19 protein-coding genes are annotated in these 22,791 nt (G+C 64.3%); 15 read left to right on the top strand and 4 right to left on the bottom strand.

Annotated features, from left to right (window positions below):
- Nucleotides 1-10: 10 nt before the first annotated feature.
- Both QA643_RS31840 and QA643_RS31835 read right to left on the bottom strand, forming a co-directional pair.
- The gene (locus QA643_RS31840; protein ID WP_283029618.1) at nucleotides 11-640 is read right to left on the bottom strand and encodes a LysE family translocator; all 630 of its coding nucleotides are present in this window, start codon (nucleotides 638-640) and stop codon (nucleotides 11-13) included.
- A 150-nt stretch (nucleotides 641-790) separates the two neighbouring features.
- Nucleotides 791-1,801 carry a polyprenyl synthetase family protein gene (locus QA643_RS31835; RefSeq protein ID WP_283029617.1) on the bottom strand — a complete coding sequence of 337 codons (1,011 nt, stop codon included), beginning with the start codon at nucleotides 1,799-1,801 and terminating at the stop codon, nucleotides 791-793.
- Nucleotides 1,802-1,935: 134 nt separating this feature from the next.
- Between QA643_RS31835 and QA643_RS31830 the strand changes: the two genes are divergently transcribed.
- The 7 genes from QA643_RS31830 (at nucleotide 1,936) to QA643_RS31800 (ending at nucleotide 8,282) form a co-directional block, all read left to right on the top strand.
- Complete coding sequence (locus QA643_RS31830) at nucleotides 1,936-2,163, top strand: DUF2007 domain-containing protein (protein WP_283029616.1); 228 nt, start codon at nucleotides 1,936-1,938, stop codon at nucleotides 2,161-2,163.
- Nucleotides 2,156-2,923 carry a methyltransferase gene (locus tag QA643_RS31825; RefSeq protein ID WP_283029614.1) on the top strand — a complete coding sequence of 256 codons (768 nt, stop codon included), beginning with the start codon at nucleotides 2,156-2,158 and terminating at the stop codon, nucleotides 2,921-2,923. The genes QA643_RS31830 and QA643_RS31825 overlap by 8 nt, the downstream gene beginning before the upstream one ends.
- A gap of 260 nt (nucleotides 2,924-3,183) precedes the next feature.
- Complete coding sequence (locus QA643_RS31820; protein ID WP_283029613.1) at nucleotides 3,184-4,095, top strand: S49 family peptidase; 912 nt, start codon at nucleotides 3,184-3,186, stop codon at nucleotides 4,093-4,095.
- A gap of 110 nt (nucleotides 4,096-4,205) precedes the next feature.
- Nucleotides 4,206-4,397 (top strand): hypothetical protein, encoded by a 192-nt coding sequence (locus QA643_RS31815; RefSeq protein WP_283034990.1) that lies wholly within the window; start codon nucleotides 4,206-4,208, stop codon nucleotides 4,395-4,397.
- A 202-nt stretch (nucleotides 4,398-4,599) separates the two neighbouring features.
- Complete coding sequence (locus QA643_RS31810; RefSeq protein WP_283029612.1) at nucleotides 4,600-5,535, top strand: glycine--tRNA ligase subunit alpha; 936 nt, start codon at nucleotides 4,600-4,602, stop codon at nucleotides 5,533-5,535.
- Nucleotides 5,535-7,676: a glycine--tRNA ligase subunit beta gene (glyS, locus tag QA643_RS31805; protein ID WP_283029611.1), complete on the top strand. Its 2,142-nt coding sequence runs from the start codon at nucleotides 5,535-5,537 to the stop codon at nucleotides 7,674-7,676. The genes QA643_RS31810 and glyS overlap by 1 nt, the downstream gene beginning before the upstream one ends.
- Nucleotides 7,677-7,679: 3 nt before the next feature.
- Complete coding sequence (locus tag QA643_RS31800; protein ID WP_283029610.1) at nucleotides 7,680-8,282, top strand: class I SAM-dependent methyltransferase; 603 nt, start codon at nucleotides 7,680-7,682, stop codon at nucleotides 8,280-8,282.
- Nucleotides 8,283-8,613: 331 nt separating this feature from the next.
- Here the strand turns inward: QA643_RS31800 and QA643_RS31795 are convergent, their stop codons facing one another.
- Complete coding sequence (locus tag QA643_RS31795) at nucleotides 8,614-8,979, bottom strand: DUF1236 domain-containing protein (protein WP_283029609.1); 366 nt, start codon at nucleotides 8,977-8,979, stop codon at nucleotides 8,614-8,616.
- A 236-nt stretch (nucleotides 8,980-9,215) separates the two neighbouring features.
- On the opposite strand from QA643_RS31795, the gene QA643_RS31790 reads away from it, so the two are divergent.
- From QA643_RS31790 to QA643_RS31755, 8 genes are all read left to right on the top strand, one after another.
- Complete coding sequence (locus tag QA643_RS31790; RefSeq protein WP_082649707.1) at nucleotides 9,216-9,371, top strand: DUF3096 domain-containing protein; 156 nt, start codon at nucleotides 9,216-9,218, stop codon at nucleotides 9,369-9,371.
- A gap of 147 nt (nucleotides 9,372-9,518) precedes the next feature.
- Nucleotides 9,519-12,380 (top strand): pyruvate, phosphate dikinase, encoded by a 2,862-nt coding sequence (gene ppdK / locus QA643_RS31785; RefSeq protein WP_283029608.1) that lies wholly within the window; start codon nucleotides 9,519-9,521, stop codon nucleotides 12,378-12,380.
- Between the two features lie 482 nt (nucleotides 12,381-12,862).
- A complete protein-coding gene (locus QA643_RS31780; RefSeq protein WP_283029607.1) occupies nucleotides 12,863-14,287 on the top strand; it encodes a cell wall hydrolase in 1,425 nt (474 codons plus the stop codon).
- A gap of 364 nt (nucleotides 14,288-14,651) precedes the next feature.
- The gene (locus QA643_RS31775) at nucleotides 14,652-15,902 is read left to right on the top strand and encodes an MFS transporter (protein WP_283029606.1); all 1,251 of its coding nucleotides are present in this window, start codon (nucleotides 14,652-14,654) and stop codon (nucleotides 15,900-15,902) included.
- A gap of 44 nt (nucleotides 15,903-15,946) precedes the next feature.
- The gene (locus QA643_RS31770) at nucleotides 15,947-16,933 is read left to right on the top strand and encodes an MDR family oxidoreductase (RefSeq protein WP_283029605.1); all 987 of its coding nucleotides are present in this window, start codon (nucleotides 15,947-15,949) and stop codon (nucleotides 16,931-16,933) included.
- A 156-nt stretch (nucleotides 16,934-17,089) separates the two neighbouring features.
- Nucleotides 17,090-17,695 carry a hypothetical protein gene (locus QA643_RS31765; protein ID WP_283029604.1) on the top strand — a complete coding sequence of 202 codons (606 nt, stop codon included), beginning with the start codon at nucleotides 17,090-17,092 and terminating at the stop codon, nucleotides 17,693-17,695.
- A 166-nt stretch (nucleotides 17,696-17,861) separates the two neighbouring features.
- Complete coding sequence (locus QA643_RS31760) at nucleotides 17,862-18,095, top strand: hypothetical protein (RefSeq protein WP_283034989.1); 234 nt, start codon at nucleotides 17,862-17,864, stop codon at nucleotides 18,093-18,095.
- A gap of 170 nt (nucleotides 18,096-18,265) precedes the next feature.
- Nucleotides 18,266-19,954: a methyl-accepting chemotaxis protein gene (locus tag QA643_RS31755; RefSeq protein WP_283029603.1), complete on the top strand. Its 1,689-nt coding sequence runs from the start codon at nucleotides 18,266-18,268 to the stop codon at nucleotides 19,952-19,954.
- Nucleotides 19,955-19,957: 3 nt separating this feature from the next.
- On the opposite strand, the gene QA643_RS31750 is transcribed toward QA643_RS31755, so the two are convergent.
- A complete protein-coding gene (locus tag QA643_RS31750; RefSeq protein ID WP_283029602.1) occupies nucleotides 19,958-22,681 on the bottom strand; it encodes a DUF2339 domain-containing protein in 2,724 nt (907 codons plus the stop codon).
- Nucleotides 22,682-22,791: the final 110 nt, after the last annotated feature.

Below are 22,791 nucleotides of genomic sequence, written 5' to 3'. Positions count from 1 at the left end.
GAGTTACGGGCTACGAACCCGGCCGCCGCGCCAGCGCCAGGGAAAGACCCAAGCCTGCGATGAACAGCCCCGAGCCCTGCCGCAGCCGCTGCAGCAGGGTTGGATGCCGCGTGAGACCAGCGCGGGCACTCGCCGCCATCATCACCACGATGACATCGGCCAGCGTGTTGAGCACGACCGAGATCAGGCCGAGCGTGACGAACTGCAGCGCGACAGAGCCGGCGGCCGGATCGACGAACTGCGGAATGAAGGCCAGAAAGAACGCGGCAGTCTTCGGATTCAACGCTTCGACCAGCACACCCTCGCGAAAGACATGGTGTGTGCCGGCCGCGGCAACGGGCTGCGTGAGTACATCGCGTGCCTCGCGAAGCGTCTTGATGCCGAGCCAGATCAGATAGAGCGCGCCGGCGAATTTGAGCGCGGTGAACAATTCAGCGCTGGCAAGGATGATCGCCGAGACGCCAAGCGCGCCGCCGATCACGTGCACGAGCCCGCCGAGCGCTGTTCCGAATGTCGAGGCGTAACCGGCGCTTTTGCCGCCGGACAGCGTGCGCGCGGCGACGTAAAAGATGCCGGGACCGGGGACGGCGGCGACGATCAGCGCCGCGAGCAGGAACAATACGAAATTTGAGCCGATCAATGCGATGTCTCGTAGGATGGTAGAGCGAAGCGCGTTTGCGGTCATCCCCCGCGAAGGCGGGGGATCCAGTATTCCGGAGGCTTCATTGATTTATTGAGAGGCCGCGGCGTACTGGATACCCCGCTTTCGCGGGGTATGACGGCGGTGGAATCAGTGCGACCGCGCCAGGCAGAACGCGACGACCTGTTCGAGCGCGGTCTTCATCGGCGAGGCCGGAAACAGCGCCAGCGCATCGACCGCCATCGCGCCGTAGTGCTGGGCGCGGCTGATCGTGTCTTCCAGCGCGCGGTGCTTGGTCATCAGCCCGATCGCATGATCGAGATCGCTGTCGCCAATCTCGCCGCGCTCCAGCGCCTTGATCCAGAACTTGCGCTCAGAGTCATTGCCGCGGCGGAACGCCAGCACCACCGGCAGCGTGATCTTTCCCTCGCGGAAATCGTCGCCGATGTTCTTGCCGAGCTTGGCGGCCTTGCCGCCATAGTCGAGCACATCGTCGACGAGCTGGAAGGCGATGCCGAGATTCATGCCGACCGAGCGGCAGGCGGTCTGCTCGGCCTTCGGCCTGTTGGCGATGACGGGGCCGACCTCGCAGGCGGCGGCGAACAGTTCGGCCGTCTTGCCGCGGATGACGGCGAGGTATTCGTCCTCGGTGGTTGCGGTGTTCTTGGCGGCCGCAAGCTGCATCACCTCGCCTTCGGCAATGGTGGCGGCCGCGGAGGACAGGATGTCGAGCGCGCGCAGCGAGCCGACCTCGACCATCATGCGAAAGGCCTGGCCGAGCAGGAAGTCGCCGACCAGAACGCTCGCCTCATTGCCCCACAGCATCCGCGCCGACAGCTTGCCACGGCGCAATTCGCTTTCGTCGACCACGTCGTCATGCAGCAGCGTGGCCGTGTGCATGAATTCGACTGCGGCGGCGAGCTTGACATGGCCGTCGCCGGAATAGTTGGAGAGCTGGGCCATGGCCAGCGTCAGCATCGGGCGGAGGCGCTTGCCGCCGGATGAGATCAAATGATTGGCCACTTCCGGGATCATGGTGACTTCCGATCCCGTTCGCGACAGGATGGTGGCGTTGACCCGCTCCATGTCGGCGGCGACGAGCCCGACCAGCGCATCGATCGAGGCGTTCGACGGACTTTCGAAGGGTACAATAACCGCCACGCGGGTCTCCAATTTTGGCCAATTCGCACTTATCCTTGTTCTACAATAGAAAGTGCCGGCTATGGCGGCAAGGGCAGGTAGCGGTTGACAGGCCGCATGGTGACGTCACACCCGGGCGAAAAGGAGAACATCCGTTGCGGGAATTGGTCAGAACCAACGATATCGTGCTGGTTTCCGCAATCGGCGCGCTGCTCGACGGCGCCAATATCCATCATCTGGTGCTGGACCAGAATATGAGTGTGATCGAGGGATCACTCGGCATCCTGCCGCGCCGTATCCTGGTGCACGAGGACGATAATCGCGCGGCCCGGCGGTTGCTGGCCGAGGCGGGCCTGGCTCACGAATTGCGCCCCGATGAGTGACCCTGTTCTCGAAGTCACTGAGGATGCGTTTCTCGGCGGGCAATTGCATCTGAAGCAATTGAAATCAGGACATCGCGCCGGTCACGACGCGGTGCTGCTGGCGGCGGCGACGGCGGCCCGTTCGGGAGATCGCGTGGCCGATCTCGGCGCCGGCGTCGGCGTTGCGGGCCTGGCGGTCGCCAAACGCATCGGCGGCATCGACCTGGTTCTGCTCGAGATCGATGCGGCGCTGGCCGGCCTTGCCCGCGCCAATGCGGATGCGAATGCGATCAAAGCCGACATGGTTGTGCTCGACGTGGAAGCGGATGCGGCCAGCTTTGCCGCCGCCGGGCTCGGTCCCGATAGCGTCGACGTGGTGCTGATGAATCCGCCCTTCAACGATCCGGTGCGGCATCGCGCCTCGCCGGACACCGCGCGCGGGATCGCGCATATGGCGACCGCGACGACTCTCATGAAATGGGTTCACACCGGCCGGCGGATTTTGAAGTCACGAGGAATGCTGACGCTGATCTGGCGCGCCGACGGCATTGCCGAGGTGCTCTCAGCGCTCGATCACGGCTTCGGGAGCTTGCAGATACTGCCCGTTCACGGCGACGCAGGGCTGCCCGCCAACCGCATCCTGGTTCGCGCCACCAAGGGCGGGCGGGCGCCGACGCAAATCTATCCCGCCCTGATGCTCAATGACGAGCCAGGCGTGCCCAACCGGAAGGTGCAGGAAATTTTGGCGGGGCGAGCGAGCCTGCCGCTCGCTACCCCGTAAGGGCGGCGCATCCGCCAATCAGGGGAACCAGGACGCTATTGCGGAAGCGTCTCTGACTGTTGCTTGGGCGCTGATGTAAAGTGGATTGCGGCCAGTAGGCTGCCGATGAGCATTATCAGCAGGTAGATTTTCATGTCAGTCTCCGCTGCACCATTGCAGCTTTAACATCTGCAATGCAAAAGGCGTTCCTGGCCCAAAGGGCATTTCGTCTTTGCAATGACAGTGGTGGGCTAAAAAATGGTTAATTCGAGGTAACCGGCATGACTCAACAATTAAGTGATCGCAAGGAAATGCCGAACCTCGTTGACAGGGTGAAACAACTCATTCCGGCGAAATTCCGGCGCGACATCCCCGTCGTGCCGGTGGTGCGCCTGTCGGGCGTCATCGGCGCGGTAACGCCGCTGCGGCCGGGCCTGACCCTGGCTGGTATCGCCAAGACGCTGGAGCGTGCATTCGCCACCCGGCACGCCAAGGCGGTGGCGCTCGTCATCAATTCGCCCGGCGGCTCGCCGGTGCAGTCGCGCCAGATCTATTTGCGGATCAGGCAGCTTGCCGCGGAAAAGAAGCTGCCGGTGCTGGTGTTCGTCGAGGATGTCGCGGCCTCCGGCGGTTACATGATCGCTTGCGCGGGCGACGAGATCTTCTGCGATCCGTCCTCGATCCTCGGCTCGATCGGCGTGGTCGGCGGCAGCTTCGGCTTTCAGGACCTGCTCAAGCGGATTGGCGTCGAGCGGCGGCTCTACACGGCGGGCGAGCACAAGGCGATGCTCGATCCGTTCCTTCCCGAGGACCCCGATGACGTGGCCCGCCTGAAGGCGCTCCAGCGCGAGATCCACGCCATCTTCATCGCGCTGGTGAAGACGAGCCGCGGCGCGCGTCTCAACGGCAACGATGACGTTTTGTTTACCGGCGAGTACTGGGCCGGCGAGAAATCCGTGTCGCTCGGCTTGGCCGACGCGGTCGGCGATATCAGGTCGACGCTGCGCGCGCGCTTCGGCGACAAAGTGCTGACGCCGGTCATCGCACCCGCCAGCGGCGTGCTGTCCGGGCTGCTCGGCCGGCGGTCACCGGGGGCCGGCTCGCTGGCGGCCCTCGATGGTATCGGGGGATTGCCGGATGAACTGATTTCGGCCGTCGAAACCCGGGCGATCTGGGCCAAATTCGGATTCTGACGCGGAAGTGAGCGCGCCATTTAGTCCCAAAAGCCCAATTGCGGCGCAGCCCGGCTTCGGCGAGAATGCGTTCCATTGGGGGCTGACACGTGAACGACAAGGATCGACCGATGCCGCCGCTGATCGCATTCGCGGGTGCCCTGGGAGGGCTCGCCGTGGTCCGCTGGGCCTACAAGACTGCCGTCCGCATCAACCGGGAACTCGAAGAGGCGCGACTGGCGCGCGTCGCCGAGGCTGCTCAGACGGCTGAAATTCCGACGCTGCGCCGCGACCCGGTCACCGGGGCGTACCGGCCGGGTTAGCCTCCGGTCCTCATCCTGAGGAGCGGGCGTAAGCCCGCGTCTCGAAGGATGGCCGCACAATCGGGGCCTCATGGTTCGAGACGCGCGGCACTGCCGCGCTCCTCACCATGAGGAATATGGGGCCCCATCGCCTTGATTCCCCGCCTACACGCCGATACGGTCCCGCGCGCTCAAAACCCCCCTCGCGAGACCGATTCTGCCGATGGACGCCCTTCCTGCCCATATGCGCCCGGAACGTTCGTTCCAGGGCTTCATCCTTGCTCTGCAGCGGTTCTGGGCCGAGCAGGGGTGCGTGATCCTGCAACCTTACGATATGGAAATGGGCGCCGGCACCTTCCATCCCGCGACGACGCTGCGCGCGCTCGGGCCGAAGCGCTGGAATGCGGCCTATGTGCAGCCCTCGCGGCGGCCCAAGGACGGCCGCTACGGCGAAAATCCCAACCGGCTGCAGCACTACTATCAGTTTCAGGTGATCATGAAGCCGTCGCCGCCGAACTTGCAGGATCTGTACCTGAAGTCGCTGGCCGCGATCGGCATCGATTCCGCCGTTCACGACATCCGCTTCGTCGAGGACGATTGGGAGAGCCCGACGCTTGGCGCCTGGGGGCTGGGCTGGGAATGCTGGTGCGACGGCATGGAAGTCAGCCAGTTCACCTACTTCCAGCAGGTCGCGGGCGTCGAATGCGCGCCGGTTGCCGGCGAGCTCACTTATGGGCTGGAGCGCCTCGCGATGTATGTGCAGGGCGTCGACCGTGTCTACGATCTCAACTTCAACGGCCGCGAGGGTGCCGACAAGGTCACCTATGGCGATGTCTTCCTGCAGGCCGAGCAGGAATATTCCCGGCATAATTTTGAGCATGCCGACACTGCGATGCTGTTCGAGCAGTTCAGGATGGCAGAAGAGGCGTGCCGCAAATATCTCGCCGCAGGGTGGAAGGAGGGCGGTAATCAGAAAGAGCATCTGATGGCGCTGCCGGCCTATGACCAGTGCATCAAGGCGAGCCACGTCTTCAACCTGCTGGATGCCCGCGGCGTTATCTCGGTCACCGAGCGGCAGAGCTACATCATGCGGGTGCGCGAGCTGGCAAAAGCCTGCGGCGAAGCCTGGATTCACACCGAAACGGGCAGGGCGGCCTGATGCCTGATCTTCTCCTCGAACTGTTCTCCGAAGAGATCCCCGCCCGTATGCAGGCCAAGGCGGCGGACGATCTGCGCCGCATGGTCACCGACAAGCTCGTTGCAGAAGGCCTGGTTTATGAAGGTGCCAAGGCGTTCGCGACGCCGCGGCGGCTTGCGCTCACCGTGCACGGCGTTCCCCAGCGGCAGCCCGACCTGAAGACGGAACGCCGCGGACCGAAAATCGGCGCCCCCGATGCGGCGGTGCAGGGCTTTTTGAAAGCAGCCGGCCTCAAATCGCTGGATGAGGCGACGATCCAGCGCGACCCGAAGGGCGATTTCTACATTGCGCTGATTGAAAAGCCGGGCCGCGCCACGATCGACGTGCTGGCCGAGATTCTGCCCGTCATCATCAGGACCTTCCCGTGGCCGAAATCGATGCGCTGGGGCGCACGTTCGGCCAAATCAGGCTCGCTGTCCTGGGTGCGTCCGCTACATTCGATCATCGCGACCTTCGGTCCCGAGACCGAAGAGCCTGATGTCGTGAAATTCTCGGTCGACGGCATCGAGACCGGGCAGACCACGTTCGGCCACCGCTTCATGGCGCCCGATGCGATCGCCGTGCGCCGTTTCGAGGATTATGAGGCCAAGCTGAAGGCCGCCAAAGTTGTGCTCGATCCGCAGGCGCGCAAGGACATCATTCTTGAGGACGCCAAGGAATTGGCCTTCGCACAGGGCTTTGAGCTGGTCGAAGACCAGGCGCTGGCCGACGAAGTGGCGGGCCTTGTCGAGTGGCCGGTGGCGCTGATGGGTTCGTTCGATGCGGAATTCCTGTCGATCCCGGACGAGGTGATCCGCGCCACCATCCGCAACAACCAGAAATGTTTTGTGGTGCGCGACCCCAAGACGGGCAAGCTCGCCAACAAGTTCATCCTCACCGCGAACATCGAGGCGACCGATGGCGGCAAGGTGATCGCTGCCGGCAACGAGCGCGTGATCCGCGCCCGGCTGTCGGACGCAAAATTCTTCTACGAGACCGACCTCAAGACCAAGCTCGAAAGCCGGCTGCCAAAGTTCGACCAGATCGTCTTCCACGAGAAGCTCGGCACGCAGGCCGAACGGATCAAGCGCATTGAGCGGCTGGCCGCCGAAATCGCGCCGCTGGTCGGAGCTGATGTGGCGAAGGCAACGCGTGCGGCGCATCTGGCAAAGGCGGATTTGCTGACCGAAGTCGTCGGCGAATTCCCCGAATTGCAGGGCTTGATGGGTAAGTACTACGCACAGGCGCAAGGCGAAGATGCCTCCGTCGCCGCCGCGAGCGAGGAGCACTACAAGCCGCAGGGGCCGGCCGATCGCGTGCCGAGCGATCCTGTGAGCGTCGCGGTCGCGCTGGCCGACAAGATTGATACACTGGCCGGCTTTTGGGCGATCGACGAGAAGCCAACGGGGAGCAAGGACCCGTATGCACTGCGCCGTGCGGCGCTAGGAGTCATCAGGCTAATCGTCGAAAACAATCTACGGCTTGGCATCGCTTTGCTTCTCGCCGAGCCTACTCGTCGTATTTACAAGCAAGTTGCCAAGCCAGCGGCCATGTATAAGTCGATACCGTGGAAGGGCCAGCCAGTTCCAGAGGTCGCACTGGATCTCCTCTCCTTCTTCGCCGACCGCCTGAAAGTCCAGCTTCGCGACCAGGGTGCGCGGCATGATCTCGTCGACGCCGTGTTCTCGCTTGGCGGACAGGATGATCTGCTGCTCGTGGTGCGCCGCGTCGAGGCGCTCGGCAAGTTCCTCGATACGGATGACGGCAAGAACCTGCTTGCAGGCACCAAGCGCGCGAGTAACATCGTCGCGATCGAGGAGAAGAAGGACAAGCGCACGTATGGCGGCACGCCGGATGCCGCTCTCCTGCAGTTGCCGGAGGAGAAGGCGCTGGCAAAGGCGATCGATCAGGCCAAGAGCGAGGCCGGAGCTGGGGTTGCAGAGGAAGATTTTGCCACCGCGATGAGCGCGATGGCCAAGCTGCGTCCCGCCGTCGATGCGTTCTTCGACAAGGTCAAGGTCAACGCCGATGAACCCGATGTGCGCGAGAATCGACTAAAGCTACTGAATGAAATCCGCGCGGCGACCCGCGCGGTGGCGGACTTTTCAAAGATCGAAGGCTAGATCATGGATCGACAGACGCTCGCCGCTTACGACCTGGGTGCGGCGGCGTTCGCGAACGATTGGCTCGGCCAGCCGGCGCCCGTCGACCTGCAGGAAATCGTCGAGCGGTTCTTCGTGCGCGGCGGCAACTCCGCCGATATCGGCTGCGGCTGCGGCCGCGAGGTCGCCTGGCTGCACGCGAACGGCTTTTCGGCTGTCGGCTTCGACGCCTCCGAAGGCCTGCTGAAGGAAGCGCGCCGGCGCTATCCCTCCTACAAGTTCGTGCATGCCGAACTGCCCGGTCTGAACGGCGTCGGCACGTTCGACAACGTGCTGTGCGAAACCGTGATCATGCACCTCGACCGCGAGGAGATCGCGGCATCGGTCCGCCGCCTCCTCGATGTCGTCAAGCCGAGCGGCATCCTCTATCTGAGCTGGCGCGTCACAGAGGGCGAAGACCAGCGCGATCCGCAGGGGCGTCTCTACGCCGCGTTCGATCCGGCGGTGGTGTGGGCGGAGCTGAACGGCACGACGGTGCTGCTCGACGAAGAGGCCGTCAGCGCCTCCTCGGGGAAGAAGATTCACCGTCTCGTGGTGAAGAAGCCGGGGCTGGAAATTCGCGAATAGTTGGGACGCCCCCTTCTGCCAGACCTCATCCTGAGGAGCGCGTCTTCGCGCGTCTCGAAGGGTGAATGGCACCGGCCGGGCCACATGGTTCGAGACGGCGCGGAGCCTGTCATCGGGCCGCGCTACGCGCGGACCCGTTGGCGCCTCCTCACCATGATCTAAATGGTGGGCACGCTGCGCTCTGCCCACCCTACGGCAGCGCGTTTGTGGCGCACGACGACAAAACAAAAACCCCGCCCGGAGGGGACGCCGAGCGGGGTTTCTGTCCGGTCGTATCTCGCGCACATCCGCTTGCGCGGCGCCCGGACCAGATCGTTCAGGCTACTGAGGTCTAATCGACCACCTGAACGATGCGACGCGAACGCGGTTCGACCAGCACCGTCTGGCCGTTCACCACGGTGTAGCGATAGGGCGTGACGCCGAAGGTTTGCGGCACGTCGTAATAGGTGACGCCGGTTTCCGGCAGCAGGCCGCCGACCACGACGCTTTCGGAAATCGTGTAGTTCGGCACGCGCTCACGCACGATATATTCACGGAAGGCCGGCCGCTGCTCGGCAATGATGCCTTCGTGCTCGCCGATGACGACTGTGCCGCCGCCGCCGGCGACGCCCGTCGTGATCGTGGTCTGCGCCTGAGCCGCGATCGGGGCAGCCATCGCGCCCGCGATCGCCGCAATGGCAAATAGTCTGTTCCGCATGGTCAACTCCTTCGCGAGAAGAGGGCGCCGACGCTCGCCAGCGCACACAATGCGGGCCAATTCATTCGGGCCCCGCATTGTTCCGGCAAAAGCGCGGCCTCATCCGGGGCATTTCTGGGGAATTGTTGCGGAAGCTGGAACCCATTGAAGCGTCGGGCGTCTTGCTATTCCCGAACCGCGCCAGCGGTTAAGTTGCGACCCTCGATTCGATTCCCCCTCATCAGCCGGAGATCTCAATGACCATCACCGCTGCGCACATTTCCCCGATCGTCGCCCTGATCGCGGGAGTCCTGATTCTGATCATGCCGCGGTTCCTGAATTTCATCGTCGCGATCTACCTGATCGTGGTCGGTCTGGCCGGTCTTGGCGTGTTCAAGATGTTGAGGTTCTAGATTGCTTTGACGCGTTTTCTTCAGGCGAAGCGGTACCCACGTCGCTCCAAAACACCATAGGAAAGCAGGGTATCGCGGCTTGCGCGGAACCCCTCAAAATGGTGTAAGGCGCGCATCTTCCTTCCCTTTTTCGGATAGTTGGAATCCATGGCCAAAGCCGTCGCGAAGTCCAAGAAGGCTGCAGTGAAATCCGCAGCGAAATCAAAGGCATCGGCCAGGAAGGTCGCTGCTGCTCCCGCCGCCCGCAAGGCGCTGAAGAAGGCCCCGGCTGCAAAGGCCAAGCCGGCCAAGAAGCCGGCGGTCGGCAAGCCGGCAGCGGAAGCGGTAAAATCCCGCAAGTGGGTTTATACCTTCGGCGACGGCAAGGCGGAGGGCAAAGCGGGCCTGCGCGACCTCCTGGGCGGCAAGGGCGCCAACCTCGCCGAGATGGCCAATCTCGGCCTGCCGGTGCCTCCCGGCTTCACCATCCCGACCTCGGTCTGCACCTATTTCTACGCGCACGACAAATCCTATCCGTCCGCGCTGAAGCCGCAGGTCGACAAGGCGCTCGAATATGTCGGCAAGCTGACCGGTAAGGCGTTCGGCGACGCAAAGAATCCGCTGTTGGTGTCGGTCCGCTCCGGCGGCCGCGCCTCGATGCCGGGCATGATGGACACCGTGCTCAACCTCGGCCTCAACGACAAGACGGTCGAGGCGCTGGCCGAACTCTCCGGCGACCGCCGCTTTGCCTATGACAGCTATCGCCGCTTCATCACGATGTATTCGGATGTGGTGCTCGGCTTCGAGCATCATCATTTCGAGGACATCCTCGATACCTTCAAGGACAGCCAGGGCTATACGCTCGACACCGATCTATCCGGTGACGACTGGGTCGAGCTGGTCGGCAAGTACAAGGAAGCGGTGGCGCGCGAGACGGGTAAGGATTTCCCGCAGGACCCGCACGAGCAATTGTGGGGCGCGATCGGCGCGGTGTTTTCGTCCTGGATGAATGCGCGCGCGGTCACCTATCGCAAGCTGCACGACATTCCGGAATCCTGGGGCACCGCCGTCAACGTGCAGGCGATGGTGTTCGGCAACATGGGCGAGACGTCGGCGACCGGCGTTGCCTTCACGCGCAATCCCTCGACCGGCGAGAGCAAGCTCTACGGCGAGTTCCTGATCAACGCGCAGGGCGAGGACGTCGTGGCGGGCATCCGCACGCCGCAGGACATCACCGAGGAAGCGCGCCAGGAATCCGGCTCCGACAAGGCGTCAATGGAAAGCGCGATGCCGGAGGCGTTCAAGGAGCTGACGCGTATCTACACGATGCTCGAAAAGCACTACCGCGACATGCAGGACATGGAGTTCACGGTAGAGCAGGGCAAATTGTGGATGCTGCAGACCCGCGGCGGCAAGCGCACCGCAAAGGCGGCGCTGCGCATCGCGGTCGAACTCGCCAATGAAGGGCTGATCTCGAAGAAGGATGCGGTGATGCGGATCGATCCGGCCTCGCTGGATCAGTTGCTGCACCCGACCATCGATCCCCAGGCCAAGCGCGACGTGATCGCGACCGGCCTGCCGGCTTCGCCCGGCGCCGCCTCCGGCGAGATCGTGTTCTCCTCCGATGAAGCCGCCAAACTTCAGGCCGATGGCCGCAGCGTCATTCTGGTGCGCATCGAGACCAGCCCGGAAGACATTCACGGCATGCACGCCGCCGAAGGCATTTTGACCACCCGCGGCGGCATGACCTCGCACGCCGCCGTGGTCGCGCGGGGCATGGGCAAGCCCTGCGTCTCCGGCTGCGGCGCCATTCGCGTCGATTACGGCCGCGGCACGATGAGCGTGGGCTCGCGCACCTTCAAGGCTGGTGACGTCATCACCATCGACGGCTCGGTCGGCCAGGTGCTGGCCGGTAAGATGCCGATGATCGAGCCGAAGCTGTCGGGCGAATTCGGCACGCTGATGGGCTGGGCCGACGACGTCCGCAAGCTCGGCGTCCGCGTCAATGGCGATACGCCCGACGATGCGCGCACGGCCGTGAAGTTCGGCGCCGAAGGCATCGGTCTCTGCCGCACCGAGCACATGTTCTTCGAAGAGACCCGCATCCGCACCGTGCGCGAGATGATCCTCTCCGAAGACGAGCAGTCGCGCCGCGCCGCGCTGTCAAAACTTCTGCCGATGCAGCGGGCCGACTTCGTCGAGCTGTTCGAGATCATGAAGGGCTTGCCCGTCACGATCCGCCTGCTCGATCCGCCGCTACACGAGTTCCTGCCGCACACCCAACACGAGATCGAGGAAGTCGCGCGCGCGATGAACACCGATCCGCGCAAGCTCGCCGACCGCGCCCGCGATCTGGCCGAGTTCAACCCGATGCTCGGCTTCCGCGGCTGCCGTCTGGCGATCGCCTATCCCGAGATCGCCGAGATGCAGGCACGCGCGATCTTCGAGGCGGCGGTCGAAGCCGAGAAGCGCACCGGCAAGGCGGTCGGCCTCGAGGTGATGGTGCCGCTGATTGCGACCAAGGCCGAGTTCGATCTGGTCAAGGCGCGCATCGATGCCACCGCGCAGTCGGTGATGAAGGAGACCGGCAAGAAGCTCGCCTATCAAGTTGGTACGATGATCGAGCTGCCGCGCGCCTGCCTGATGGCCGGCGACGTGGCGCAGACCGCCGAGTTCTTCTCGTTCGGCACCAACGACCTGACGCAGACGACCTACGGCATCAGCCGCGACGATGCCGCCAGCTTCCTCGGCACCTATGTCAGCAAGGGAATCCTGGAGATCGATCCCTTCATCTCGGTCGACCGCGACGGCGTCGGCGAGCTCGTGAAGATCGGCGTCACCCGCGGCCGCAAGGTGCGGCCGAGCCTGAAGGTCGGCATTTGCGGTGAGCATGGCGGCGATCCGGCATCGGTGGCGTTCTGCCACGAGATCGGGCTCGACTACGTCTCGTGCTCGCCCTACCGCGTGCCGATCGCGCGCCTCGCCGCCGCGCAGGCTGCGCTCGGCAAGAAGATCGAGAGCCAGGCGTAAGCGTTCTTCAGGCTTCTATATAACGACGCGATGCCCGGGCTTGTCCCGGGCATTTTTGTTTTGCGCGCAGAGAGCCGTCATTGCGAGGAGCGCAGCGACGAAGCAATCCATCCATCCGTTATGCCGCGCGATGGATTGCTTCGTGGAGCCTGTGATCGGGCGCGCATTCGCGCGACCCGTTGGCTCGCAATGACGGCGGAGGCGCTTCAGCACGATAAAGTGCATTGGAACTCGCGTCTCTTTCATATGTCGCGCACAAAAATTTCTTCACCATCCTCGTTGACGGGATGTTTACCACTTTCATCGCGCGCCTGTTTACCAACACTTCTGATGCATTCGGCGGATTCCGCGCGATCCCTTGCGTGTAACACGCACGCCACGCCGATTAACTCCCCGGCAACCTAAATTCGATACCAACAAAAAAGATCGAATTGCACGGATGTACTGACGTTCGATCCCAGTAAGCGTTGCGTGAGCGTACAATGTTTGTGTTGCGTAACCAGCCGAAGGGCGCGCGGTTCGCGTCCTTCGGTCTCGGTCTCTGCATCTTCGCATTGATGCCGACCGAGATCGGATATCAGGATATCGCTTCGCTGCTGGCCCGCCAGCCGGGCATCGCAGAGCGTTGGCAGAAGCGGGTGTTCGGTTCCGCCAACACCATTCAGGTCGCAACCTTCTCCTTTGGCCGTCCGATCGGAACCTCTTCGCCGCAGACCGCGACCTATCGGCTCGCCAGTCTGGATACCCAAGGCATCGACATCACGGGATCGGTGACGCGCGCTCCGCTGATTGCGCCGCCGCCGCGTTATCACGCCGGTGATTTTCCCAAAGTGGATCGCACCCTGAAGGGCGACCGTCTTGTGCTGAAGCCGCCCGCGCCCGCGGCGACCACGGCGCCGACCGAGCGTGCGCCGGCCATCGAGGATCCCGCGACTTCAAATGCATTGGTCAAGGGCGCCAAGACTGCCGAGACGGCGCCGCCGGTCGAGCGCGCGCCGCTCGATCCCGAGCTGCAGGCCGCGCTGAGCGCGCCGCCGCTCGACATGTCGTTGCCGCCGGAGAGCAAGCCGCAGGACGACAGCAAGGTCGCGCCGAAAGTAGTGGAGCCGCGGCGCGATGGTTTTTCCGTCAAGACCTCGAGCCTGTTCTTCGGCTCCTCGCTCGGCTCGCCCGAGAGCATCGAGCGCTGGCAGCCCGGCGAAGAGCCGGTCATTGTCATGCCGGTGCAGCCCGATCCCGACATGAAGGTGATGGCCTCGCTGCCGGTCGATGCCGACGGCCCGGTGCGCGCCGGCGAGATGGGCGAGAGCGTCGCGCCGAAGGGCGAGGTCAATGCCGACAACCAGCGCGCCAAGACGCCGGCCGAACGTCTCGGCCTGTTCGACGAAAAGTCGCGTGCGAAGTCCGAAAAATGTCTCGCCGAAGCGGTCTATTTCGAGGCCCGCGGCGAGGCGGTGCGCGGCCAGATCGCGGTGGCGCAGGTGGTCTTGAACCGCGCCTTCTCCGGCAAATATCCGGAGACTGTGTGCGGCGTGGTCTACCAGAACAAGCACCGCCATCTGGCGTGCCAGTTCACCTTCGCCTGCGACAACAACAAGGACGTGATCCGCGAGCCCGACATGTGGGAGCGCGCAAAGAAGATCGCGAAGGCGATGCTCGACGGCCAGCTCTGGCTGCCCGAGGTCGACAAGTCGACCCACTACCACGCCTATTGGGTGCGCCCGTCCTGGGTCAGCGAAATGAAGAAGATGTACAAGACCGGCGTGCATACTTTCTACCGGCCGCGCGCCTGGGGCAACGGCAGCGACGCGCCGAGCTGGGGCACGGCCGCCCAGACCGCAGCGATTTCCGCCAAGCTAGCCGAAGCCGCGCAAAGCTCGGCCGAGCAGGTGAGCGCGAAGCGGTAAGCTCTCTCCGTCGTCCCGCCATCGTCATCCCCGCGAAGGCGGGGATCCAGTACGCCGGGAAGGCTGTGACCAATCCGACAGGCCGCGGCGTACTGGGTCGTCCGGTCCTAGTGCGCAAGTGCGCACAAGGCCGGACGATGACAGCGGAGTTTGTTGCGGCCGATTGCCTATTGCCCCAACGAATGGCGTGCGCGCAAGGTGCCGTGCCTTCCAAATTGCTCTCATTGTCCTCGCCAATTTTGCAGGCCTGCCCTGCGGCGACAGATTTTTCTCTTCAGCCCCTTGGGCTTTCCATGCAGTTGCATTAACTCACGGTAACCTTTCGCCTGGCATTTTCCGGGCGCGGAATGTCCAGGGGAAACACATGGCGGCAGCAAACGGCGACCTTCATCCATCTTCTGGCCTTGGCACCTGGCGGACGCCGCTGGTGATCATGATCTGCGGCTGCCTGATTGCGCTGCTCAGCTTCGGGCCGCGCTCCAGCCTCGGCTTTTTTGTTCAGCCGATGAGCCGTGAGTTCGCCTGGGGACGTGACGTCTTTGGGCTCGCGGTGGCGCTGCAGAACCTGTTGTGGGGTCTCGGCCAGCCGATCGCCGGCGCCATTGCTGATCGCTTCGGTATCCTGCGGGTGATGGTGGTCGGCGCGCTGCTCTATGCCGCCGGTCTTCTCCTGATGCGTTATTCCACGATGCCGCTGTCACTCAATATGGGCGCCGGCGTGCTGATCGGCTTCGGGCTGTCGGGCTGTTCGTTCAACCTGGTGCTGTCGGCGTTCAGCAAGCTGCTGCCGCCGGAGCGGCGCGGCATCGCGCTTGGCTTCGGCACCGCCGCCGGCTCGTTCGGGCAATTCTTGTTCGCGCCGTTCGGCGTCGCGATGATCGACAATTTCGGCTGGCAGGCAGCGCTGACGGTGTTCGCGCTGCTCATGCTGTTGATCGTGCCGCTGTCGCTGGCCATCGCCACGCCGCCGGCGCCACCATCCAACGAACGTGCCGCGGATGAGCAGTCGTTCAAGACCGCGCTGGCGGAAGCATTCGGGCATCGCTCCTACGTTCTGCTGGTGATCGGCTTCTTCACCTGCGGCTTTCAGCTTGCCTTCATCACCGTGCACCTGCCGGCTTATCTCGCCGATCGCGGCGTCTCCTCGCAGACCGGCGGCTGGGTGGTCGCGGCCATCGGTCTCTTCAACATCATCGGCTCGCTCGGCGTCGGCTGGCTGCAGAACAAGTATCCGAAGCGCTACATCCTCTCGCTGATCTATCTTGCCCGCGCGCTGTCGATCATGGCGTTCATCTCGTTTCCGATCTCGAGCTTCTCGGCGATCGTATTCGGCGCCGCGACCGGCCTGACCTGGCTGTCGACGGTGCCGCCGACCTCGGCGCTGGTCGCGCTGATGTTCGGCACGCGATGGTTCGCCACGCTATACGGCTTTGCCTTCGTCAGCCATCAGGTCGGCGGCTTCCTCGGTGTCTGGCTCGGCGGCGTCGTGTTCGAACAGTACGGCTCCTACACGCCGATCTGGTGGCTCTCGATCCTGTTCGGCGTGCTGTCGGCGCTGATCAACCTGCCGATCGTCGAACGGCCGGTCGCGCGGGCGGTTGCACAACCCGCCTGATGCGGTAAACACTCCTCGACAAAGAACAGTCCGGGGAGTGTGCCATGGCAACGTTCAAGGCCATCAGGATCGACAAGGCGGAGAAGGGTACCACCGCCGCGCTGACGCAGTTCGACGAAGCCGAACTGATGGACGGCGACGTCACGGTCGCGGTCGAATGGTCGACGCTGAACTACAAGGATGGCCTCGCCGTCACCGGCAAGGCGCCGGTGGTGCGCCGCTTTCCGATGATCGCCGGCATCGATTTCGCGGGCACTGTTGCGCAATCCTCGCATCCGGACTGGAAGGCCGGCGACAAGGTCGTCTGCAATGGCTGGGGCATGGGTGAAACCCATCTCGGCGCCTATGCCGAGAAAGCGCGGGTCAAGGGCGACTGGCTGGTGCGGCTGCCTGACGGCATGTCGACCCGCGACGCGATGGCGATCGGTACCGCCGGTTACACCGCGATGCTCTCGGTGCTGGCGCTGGAGAAGCACGGCCTGACGCCCAAGAGCGGTCCGATCGTGGTGACCGGCGCCGCCGGCGGCGTCGGCTCGGTCGCTACCGCTGTGCTGTCGAAACTCGGCTACCACGTCATAGCGTCCACGGGGCGGATGTCGGAAGCCGACTACCTTAGGGGTCTCGGTGCCGCCGAGGTCATCGATCGCGCCGAGTTGGCCGGGGCAGCCAAGCCGCTGGCCAAGGAGCGCTGGGCGGGCGGCGTCGACAGCGTCGGCTCGACCACGCTCGCCAACCTGCTGTCGATGACGAAATATGGCGGCGCCATCGCCGCTTGCGGCCTCGCCGCCGGTATGGATCTGCCGTCGTCCGTTGCACCGTTCATTTTGCGCGGGGTGTGCCTTCTGGGCATCGATTCCGTGATGTGTCCGCTACCCCAGCGAAAGCTTGCCTGGAACCGTCTCGCCAGTGACTTGGACAAGACCAAACTGGCTGATATCACTCAGGAAATTAACCTTGACCAAGTCATTGGAACCGGAGCACAAATCCTGGCGGGCCAAGTCCGCGGTCGAATCGTGGTAAAAATTGTCTAACGCCGTTCAGACTTTACCAACCAACGTGCTTCAATGTCGCCACGGTTGGTATGGTAAGCAGCGGGTAAAGGCAGCATGAGTCCGGTACGTTGGGGTCCCGGTTTCACGCTCACGCCGAGGCGGGCGCCCGCGCTCTTGTAAAGTTGGAGTAGCTGCATGCTTGCGCGTTTGGTTCTGGGGGCCGTCACGGCAGTCGCGACGATCGTTCCTGCGGTGGCCGGGATGATGAACGCTGACGAGGCACGCAGGTTTGTCAGCGGCAAGGTTTTCGCCTTCACCTGTTTCGACGGCACCCGTGGCGCGGGGCGCATTCTCGACGATCTCGGCGCTGCCGGTTCGATCCAGTTCAGCGGCTCGGGCCCGATCCGCCATGTGCGCCTGCCGGGGAATACGCTGCAGATTCGCGGCCAGTCCGTCTGCGCCTCCATCAAGGGCCTGCCGTTCGAGCCGTGCTTCAACCTCGACAAGCGTGACGACCGCTCGTTCCGCGGCTCCGTTTCGGGCATGGGCTTTGCCTATTGCGATTTCCGCCACCAGGGCGCCTCGCAGATGCTGATGGCGCGCTCCGTTTCGCGGCCGCGCTCATTGCATCGCCGGGATGAATCGTCGCGCGCGGCGGCCGATGCGCGTGCCGAGGTGACGGCGCGGGTCGAGACTCCCGCGGTCGAGAGCGCCAAGCTTGAGCCGGTGAAGCCCGAGCCGGTGAAGTCCGAACCGGCCAGGACCGAGGGCGCGCCGGAGCTGCGCCGGTCGACCGATTGATCGCTGACGGCGGCGTCCGGCCGCCGGATTTTCTGCCATTCCATCGCTGTCGCAGTTGCGGGAGCCCGTAGTCATACGGGCGCGCGCATTCACGCCATGGTAGCGAATCTGGCTCGAAATGACCGGCATAGAAGGCCGGGAGGCGGCCCAAACACAGAGATTACCTATGCCGCTGTATTTTTTTCGGATCAGCCATGGCAGCTACGCCGGTGCGTCCGATCAGGGGGCCGAATTCGAAACCCGCGAGGCCGCCTGGGCCGAGATGACCAAGGTCTGCGGTAACCTGCTGGGAAGTCTTTCGCGCAGCCTGAAGCAGAACGCCGAGTGGCAGATGGAGCTGCTGGACGAGGCCAAGCGGCCGGTGTTCAGGATTCGCCTGGTCGCCGAATCCATTGGTTGATGCTCCAGCCCGGGCGAGGTGCGCGACCCGAGTAATTCTACGGAGCGGCAATTAACTCTCGTTTGGAATCTGCGGCTTACCACTGCCGAATATTCCCGGCGCATCGAAGATTGACGGTCGTTCCCTCATAATTCAGTGGCGCCAGTCTCCAACTTCGAGAGCAGCCGCTGATGTCCGCCCTTTCCATTCGCGCCAAAGTCATTGCCGTGATCGCATTCATGCTGATCGCGATGTCCGGCATGGGCTTTCTGACAATCCGCAGCATGCAGACGATCAACGCCCACACGGTGGAAATCGCCGGTAACTGGCTGCCGAGCGTCCGCGTGCTCGGTGAGCTGCGCGCCGACATCAACCTGTTCCGTATTGCGCTCCGCGCCCATGTCATGGCGGAAACGCTGGAGGCGAAGGCCGCTAACGACAAGCGGCTGGCCGGCATCCTCGAGAGGATTGCAAAGGACCGCAAGGCTTACGAGCGCTCGATTGCCACGGCGGAAGAGCGTTCGTTGCACGAGAACTGGGTGCGCGCCTGGGACAGATACATCACGGGCGTGCAGGAAGTCATTGAGCTGTCGCGCGCGAGCATCGGCCGCATCCCGCATGAGGCGAGCGAGGCCATCTCCAAGAAGGTCGCCGTCATCGCCGCGGAATCCGATGCGTTCCTGGAAAAATCCATCGACCTGAACAACAAGGGCGCGGACACCGCGACCAGGCAGGCCGCCGAAGGTTACAACTTCGCCTTCTGGCTGGTTTTGTGCATTGTCGCCGCGGTTGTCATCTGCGGCATCGGCGTCGGGGTCTATCTCGTCCGCGATCTGTCGCGCGGCATTGCTTCCATCGTAAAACCGATGCAGGCGCTCGGAAACGGCGATCTGTCCGCCGAAGTGGCGCGCCGCGGCGAGAAGACGGAGATCGGCGCGATGGCCGATGCCCTGCAGGTTTTCAAGGATGCGTTGATTGCCAAGAAGGCGGCCGACGAAGCCGCAGCCCGCGATGCCGAAGCCAAAATCGAGCGCGGCCGCCGCGTCGACACCATCACGCGCGACTTCGAAGCGATGATCGGCCAGATCGTCGAAACTGTTTCCTCGGCATCGACCGAGCTCGAGGCGTCGGCAGGCACGCTGACTTCGACCGCCGAGCGCGCGCAGGAGCTCGCCACCACCGTCGCCTCGGCTTCGGAAGAGGCCTCCACCAACGTGCAGTCGGTCGCCTCGGCCACCGAGGAAATGGCATCCTCGGTCACCGAGATCAGCCGGCAGGTGCAGGAATCCGCGCGAATGGCCGGAGATGCCGTGGATCAGGCCGCACGAACCAATGACCGCGTCAGCGAACTGTCGAAGGCGGCCGCGCGCATCGGCGACGTGATCGAGCTGATTAACAACATCGCCGGCCAGACCAATCTGCTCGCGCTCAATGCAACCATCGAGGCGGCACGCGCCGGCGAGGCCGGCCGCGGCTTTGCGGTCGTTGCGTCGGAAGTGAAGGCGCTGGCCGAACAGACCGCGAAGGCGACCGGCGAGATCGGTCAGCAGATCACCGGCATCCAGGCCGCGACCGAGGACTCGGTTTCTGCGATCCAGGAAATCTCCGGCACGATCGGCAAGCTCTCCGAAATTTCCTCGGCCATTGCAGCCGCGGTGGAAGAGCAGGGCGCGGCAACGCAGGAAATCTCGCGCAACGTGCAGCAGGCCGCGGCGGGAACGCAGATGGTCTCCGCCAACATCACCGACGTGCAACGCGGCGCGACCGAGACGGAGACGGCCTCTTCGCACGTCCTGTCCGCGGCGCAGCTGCTGTCCGGCGACAGCAACCGACTCAAGGTCGAGGTCGCCAAATTCCTCGAATCGGTCCGCGCCGCCTAGCGATCATTCTCCTGCCGGTGCGGCCGGAGCAGCCGGCACCGGCGCCTGCCTGCGAAACAGGATTCGCTGATACAGCCAGCCGATCGCCACCAGCACCAGGCCGAGGCACATGAAGGACAGCGCCCGGTAGACACCGGTGAGCGTCGACATGTCGATCAGGAACGCTTTCAGGATCGTCAGCCCGATAACCACGGCGGACGCCAGCCGCGCGCGCTGCGAGTTAACGACGATGCCGATGCCGAGCAGCGCTACGCCGAACGCGAGATAGGCGATCGAATAGGTGTATTGTTCCGCGCCGCTGGTCGGGCCATCCGAGATGACCGCGCCGTGATAGATTCGCCTGATCTCAAACGTCACATAGGCCAGCGCGAGAACAAGTGCGGCGGCTGCGATCGTGTTGGCGTAGACGACCGGACGCTGGCCGGCCACGGCGTAGGACAACAGCAGCGCGAGCACCGCGGGCAAGGCGTAGCCGAGCAGCAGCAGGTTGATCACGACGCCGCCGACATCGATCCACCCGAGCATCGGGTTCTCCAATAGCAGCAACCCGAACAATGTTGCGAGGCCGGCGAAGGCCGTCAGCAGGATCGCGCCGGCGTTGTGAATGACGCTGCCGGTACGGAGGCACAGCCGCTCCAGCCCGATCGCCATGGCGAGCGCCACGCAGACCTGCAGCGCGATCTCAGTGAGACCTGCGCTCGCGTAATAGACGTCGCCATGATTCACCGCGTGGCGGATTTCCATGAACGCCAGCAGCACCGTGAACAGGATCGCTGCAGATTCCACCGTCCGCAGCGGCGCATCATCGCCGCCGCGACGCAACAGGATGCTGCCCGCCCAGAATGAGGCGGCAGGGATGCCATAGCCCCACAACAGCCAATTGAAGATCGGCGTGGTGCCGACGGCATGGCCGACGATGCGCGGTTCATAGCCGATGCGCAGCACGACGATGCCGGCGAGGACGGCGGCGAGCGTGCGCAGGAATGGAATCGGCCGCTGGGTCGAGATCCAGGCCGTGCCTGCCGACATCAGCGCGAGCGCGATCGTCAGCCAGCCTTTTTCGAGCGCAAAGGTCAGCGCCAGTGCCAGCGCCGCGAGGGTGCCGGTCGCAAACAGCGCGATCGCGGCCTGCAAGCCTGGACGGTCCTCGCGCTTACTGAGGATCTCGGTCGCCGCGGCATTGGCCGCGGCCAGCAGCACCGCGAGAATCGCAAACGGGATCGAGCGGTCGAGAAGCGCGATGCGGGCATAGAGAGCGACCAGCAGCGCCAGCGGCGTGAACACGGCCGCTGCCGACCAGATCACCGGTATGATCGGCCCGGTGGAGCGGCCTTGCGCCAGGAAGCCAGCGATCCCAAAGCCCGCGGCGAAGATCGCGGCCGATATCAAATGCACCGACACCGATCCGTCCGTGGCGCTCGGTCCGATGCCCTGCAGCGGCCCGCCGGGCAGCACCAGCATGTCGGAGTTGGCGCGAACCGCCCATTCGGCGAACACGACGAAGACCAGCGCTGCAGCGGCGCCGACGGCGCCGGTGGCGGCATCGCTGCGCCAGGCGACCAGGAGACTGCCGGCCACCAGCACGCCGAACACGACCATCGCCATATCGGCATGAAAACTGTTCAGCACAATCAAGGTGGCGCCAAGCAGATAGGCCGCCAGCGAACCGGACGAAATCGGCTCGACTTCGCCGGCGTCGGCCGGCGGGCCGAACATGAAGCCGCACACCACGAGTAATGCAGCGAGAATGAAGCCGACGAGCACGTGGAACGCATGCGGGCCGACCATCGACGGGCCGCATTGCAAGCAGGGGAATGTCCACAACAGCGCGAAGGCAATCGTGGTGACCGCGAGCCAGCGCCACAGCCGGACGCGCGCCAAGCCAAAGGCTGCGGCGGTGACGATCGCGAGATAGATGTAGAGCGCCCAGAAGTCGGGCTTGCCTGAGGACACCAGAACTGGCGTCGCGAACGCGCCGACGATGCCGAGGCCGGCGAGCGCCGGGCCATGCAGCAGTGCTGCGGCCAGCGTGCCCATCGCCACCAGACCTAGCAGGACGAACGCGGTGGCAGGCACCAGGAAGTCATATAGCGCGTAGGCGGCGTACACCGTCGCGAACGCCACCGCCGTTCCGGCAGCGGTCAGGATCGCCGGGATATTGGCGATTGGCAGCGCGGCAATGGAAGACACGCTCTCCTTGCGGCGCGTCCATTCGCCGGCCAACAGCAGGGCCAGCGCGAACAGTCCGCCCAGAATGGTGCGCACGCCGGGGCCGAGCAGGCCGGCCTCGATCGAATAGCGCACCATGAAGAAGCCGCCCAGGGCAAGCGTCAGGCCGCCGACCCACACTACCCATTGGGTGCCGATGGTTTCCTCGAAGCCGCGGCCCGGCTGCGGGAGCGGGGGAGGCGGCGGTGGCGGTGTCGCGCCGCCTGCAGCTTGCTCCGGGGCTTCGGAGGGCAAAACGGGCGCAGCAGATTCGATCTCGGGAAGAACAGGCGGCGGTGTCGGCGCGGCGGCCGCGGTCGAAGCCGGCGGCAGGCTCTGCTCGAATTGTTCAAACGGCGTGAGCGGCGGAGGCACGGGTGGCGCGACGGTGGCCGGCGCGGCCTGGATCGCCTCCAGGCGTTGGCGCAGCTCCGCCACCTGATTCATGGCCTTCCGCGCGAAAATCAGCGCGACAATTGCTATTACGAGCGCGAAGAAAACGAAGGGGTCTTCGAACATCAGGCCTCCCGGCGGGCGCGTCAGGGCGCTAACCGGCCATGTCGGCGGCCCGGCTGCAATCCTCTGTGGGGCTTTGCCCGCTAAAAGTTCAAATCAAGCCCGGGCAATGT

The organism is Bradyrhizobium sp. CB3481 (assembly GCF_029714305.1).
In the GTDB taxonomy this organism is placed as follows: Bacteria; Pseudomonadota; Alphaproteobacteria; order Rhizobiales; family Xanthobacteraceae; genus Bradyrhizobium.
Note: the sequence above shows the minus strand (reverse complement) of the source record. Positions and strands in the feature narration are given on the sequence as shown.

Bases quoted from the DNA above. Each gene is read 5' to 3' on its own strand.
- ppdK (WP_283029608.1), top strand. From the start codon at position 9,519: ATGGCCAAAGCCGTCGCGAAGTCCAAGAAGGCTGCAGTGAAATCCGCA.
- glyS (WP_283029611.1), top strand. From the start codon at position 5,535: ATGCCTGATCTTCTCCTCGAACTGTTCTCCGAAGAGATCCCCGCCCGT.
- QA643_RS31755 (WP_283029603.1), top strand. From the start codon at position 18,266: ATGTCCGCCCTTTCCATTCGCGCCAAAGTCATTGCCGTGATCGCATTC.
- QA643_RS31770 (WP_283029605.1), top strand. From the start codon at position 15,947: ATGGCAACGTTCAAGGCCATCAGGATCGACAAGGCGGAGAAGGGTACC.
- QA643_RS31825 (WP_283029614.1), top strand. From the start codon at position 2,156: ATGAGTGACCCTGTTCTCGAAGTCACTGAGGATGCGTTTCTCGGCGGG.
- QA643_RS31760 (WP_283034989.1), top strand. From the start codon at position 17,862: ATGCCGCTGTATTTTTTTCGGATCAGCCATGGCAGCTACGCCGGTGCG.
- QA643_RS31765 (WP_283029604.1), top strand. From the start codon at position 17,090: ATGCTTGCGCGTTTGGTTCTGGGGGCCGTCACGGCAGTCGCGACGATC.
- QA643_RS31810 (WP_283029612.1), top strand. From the start codon at position 4,600: ATGGACGCCCTTCCTGCCCATATGCGCCCGGAACGTTCGTTCCAGGGC.
- QA643_RS31780 (WP_283029607.1), top strand. From the start codon at position 12,863: ATGTTTGTGTTGCGTAACCAGCCGAAGGGCGCGCGGTTCGCGTCCTTC.
- QA643_RS31750 (WP_283029602.1), bottom strand. From the start codon at position 22,681: ATGTTCGAAGACCCCTTCGTTTTCTTCGCGCTCGTAATAGCAATTGTC.
- QA643_RS31790 (WP_082649707.1), top strand. From the start codon at position 9,216: ATGACCATCACCGCTGCGCACATTTCCCCGATCGTCGCCCTGATCGCG.
- QA643_RS31795 (WP_283029609.1), bottom strand. From the start codon at position 8,979: ATGCGGAACAGACTATTTGCCATTGCGGCGATCGCGGGCGCGATGGCT.
- QA643_RS31775 (WP_283029606.1), top strand. From the start codon at position 14,652: ATGGCGGCAGCAAACGGCGACCTTCATCCATCTTCTGGCCTTGGCACC.
- QA643_RS31820 (WP_283029613.1), top strand. From the start codon at position 3,184: ATGACTCAACAATTAAGTGATCGCAAGGAAATGCCGAACCTCGTTGAC.
- QA643_RS31815 (WP_283034990.1), top strand. From the start codon at position 4,206: ATGCCGCCGCTGATCGCATTCGCGGGTGCCCTGGGAGGGCTCGCCGTG.
- QA643_RS31800 (WP_283029610.1), top strand. From the start codon at position 7,680: ATGGATCGACAGACGCTCGCCGCTTACGACCTGGGTGCGGCGGCGTTC.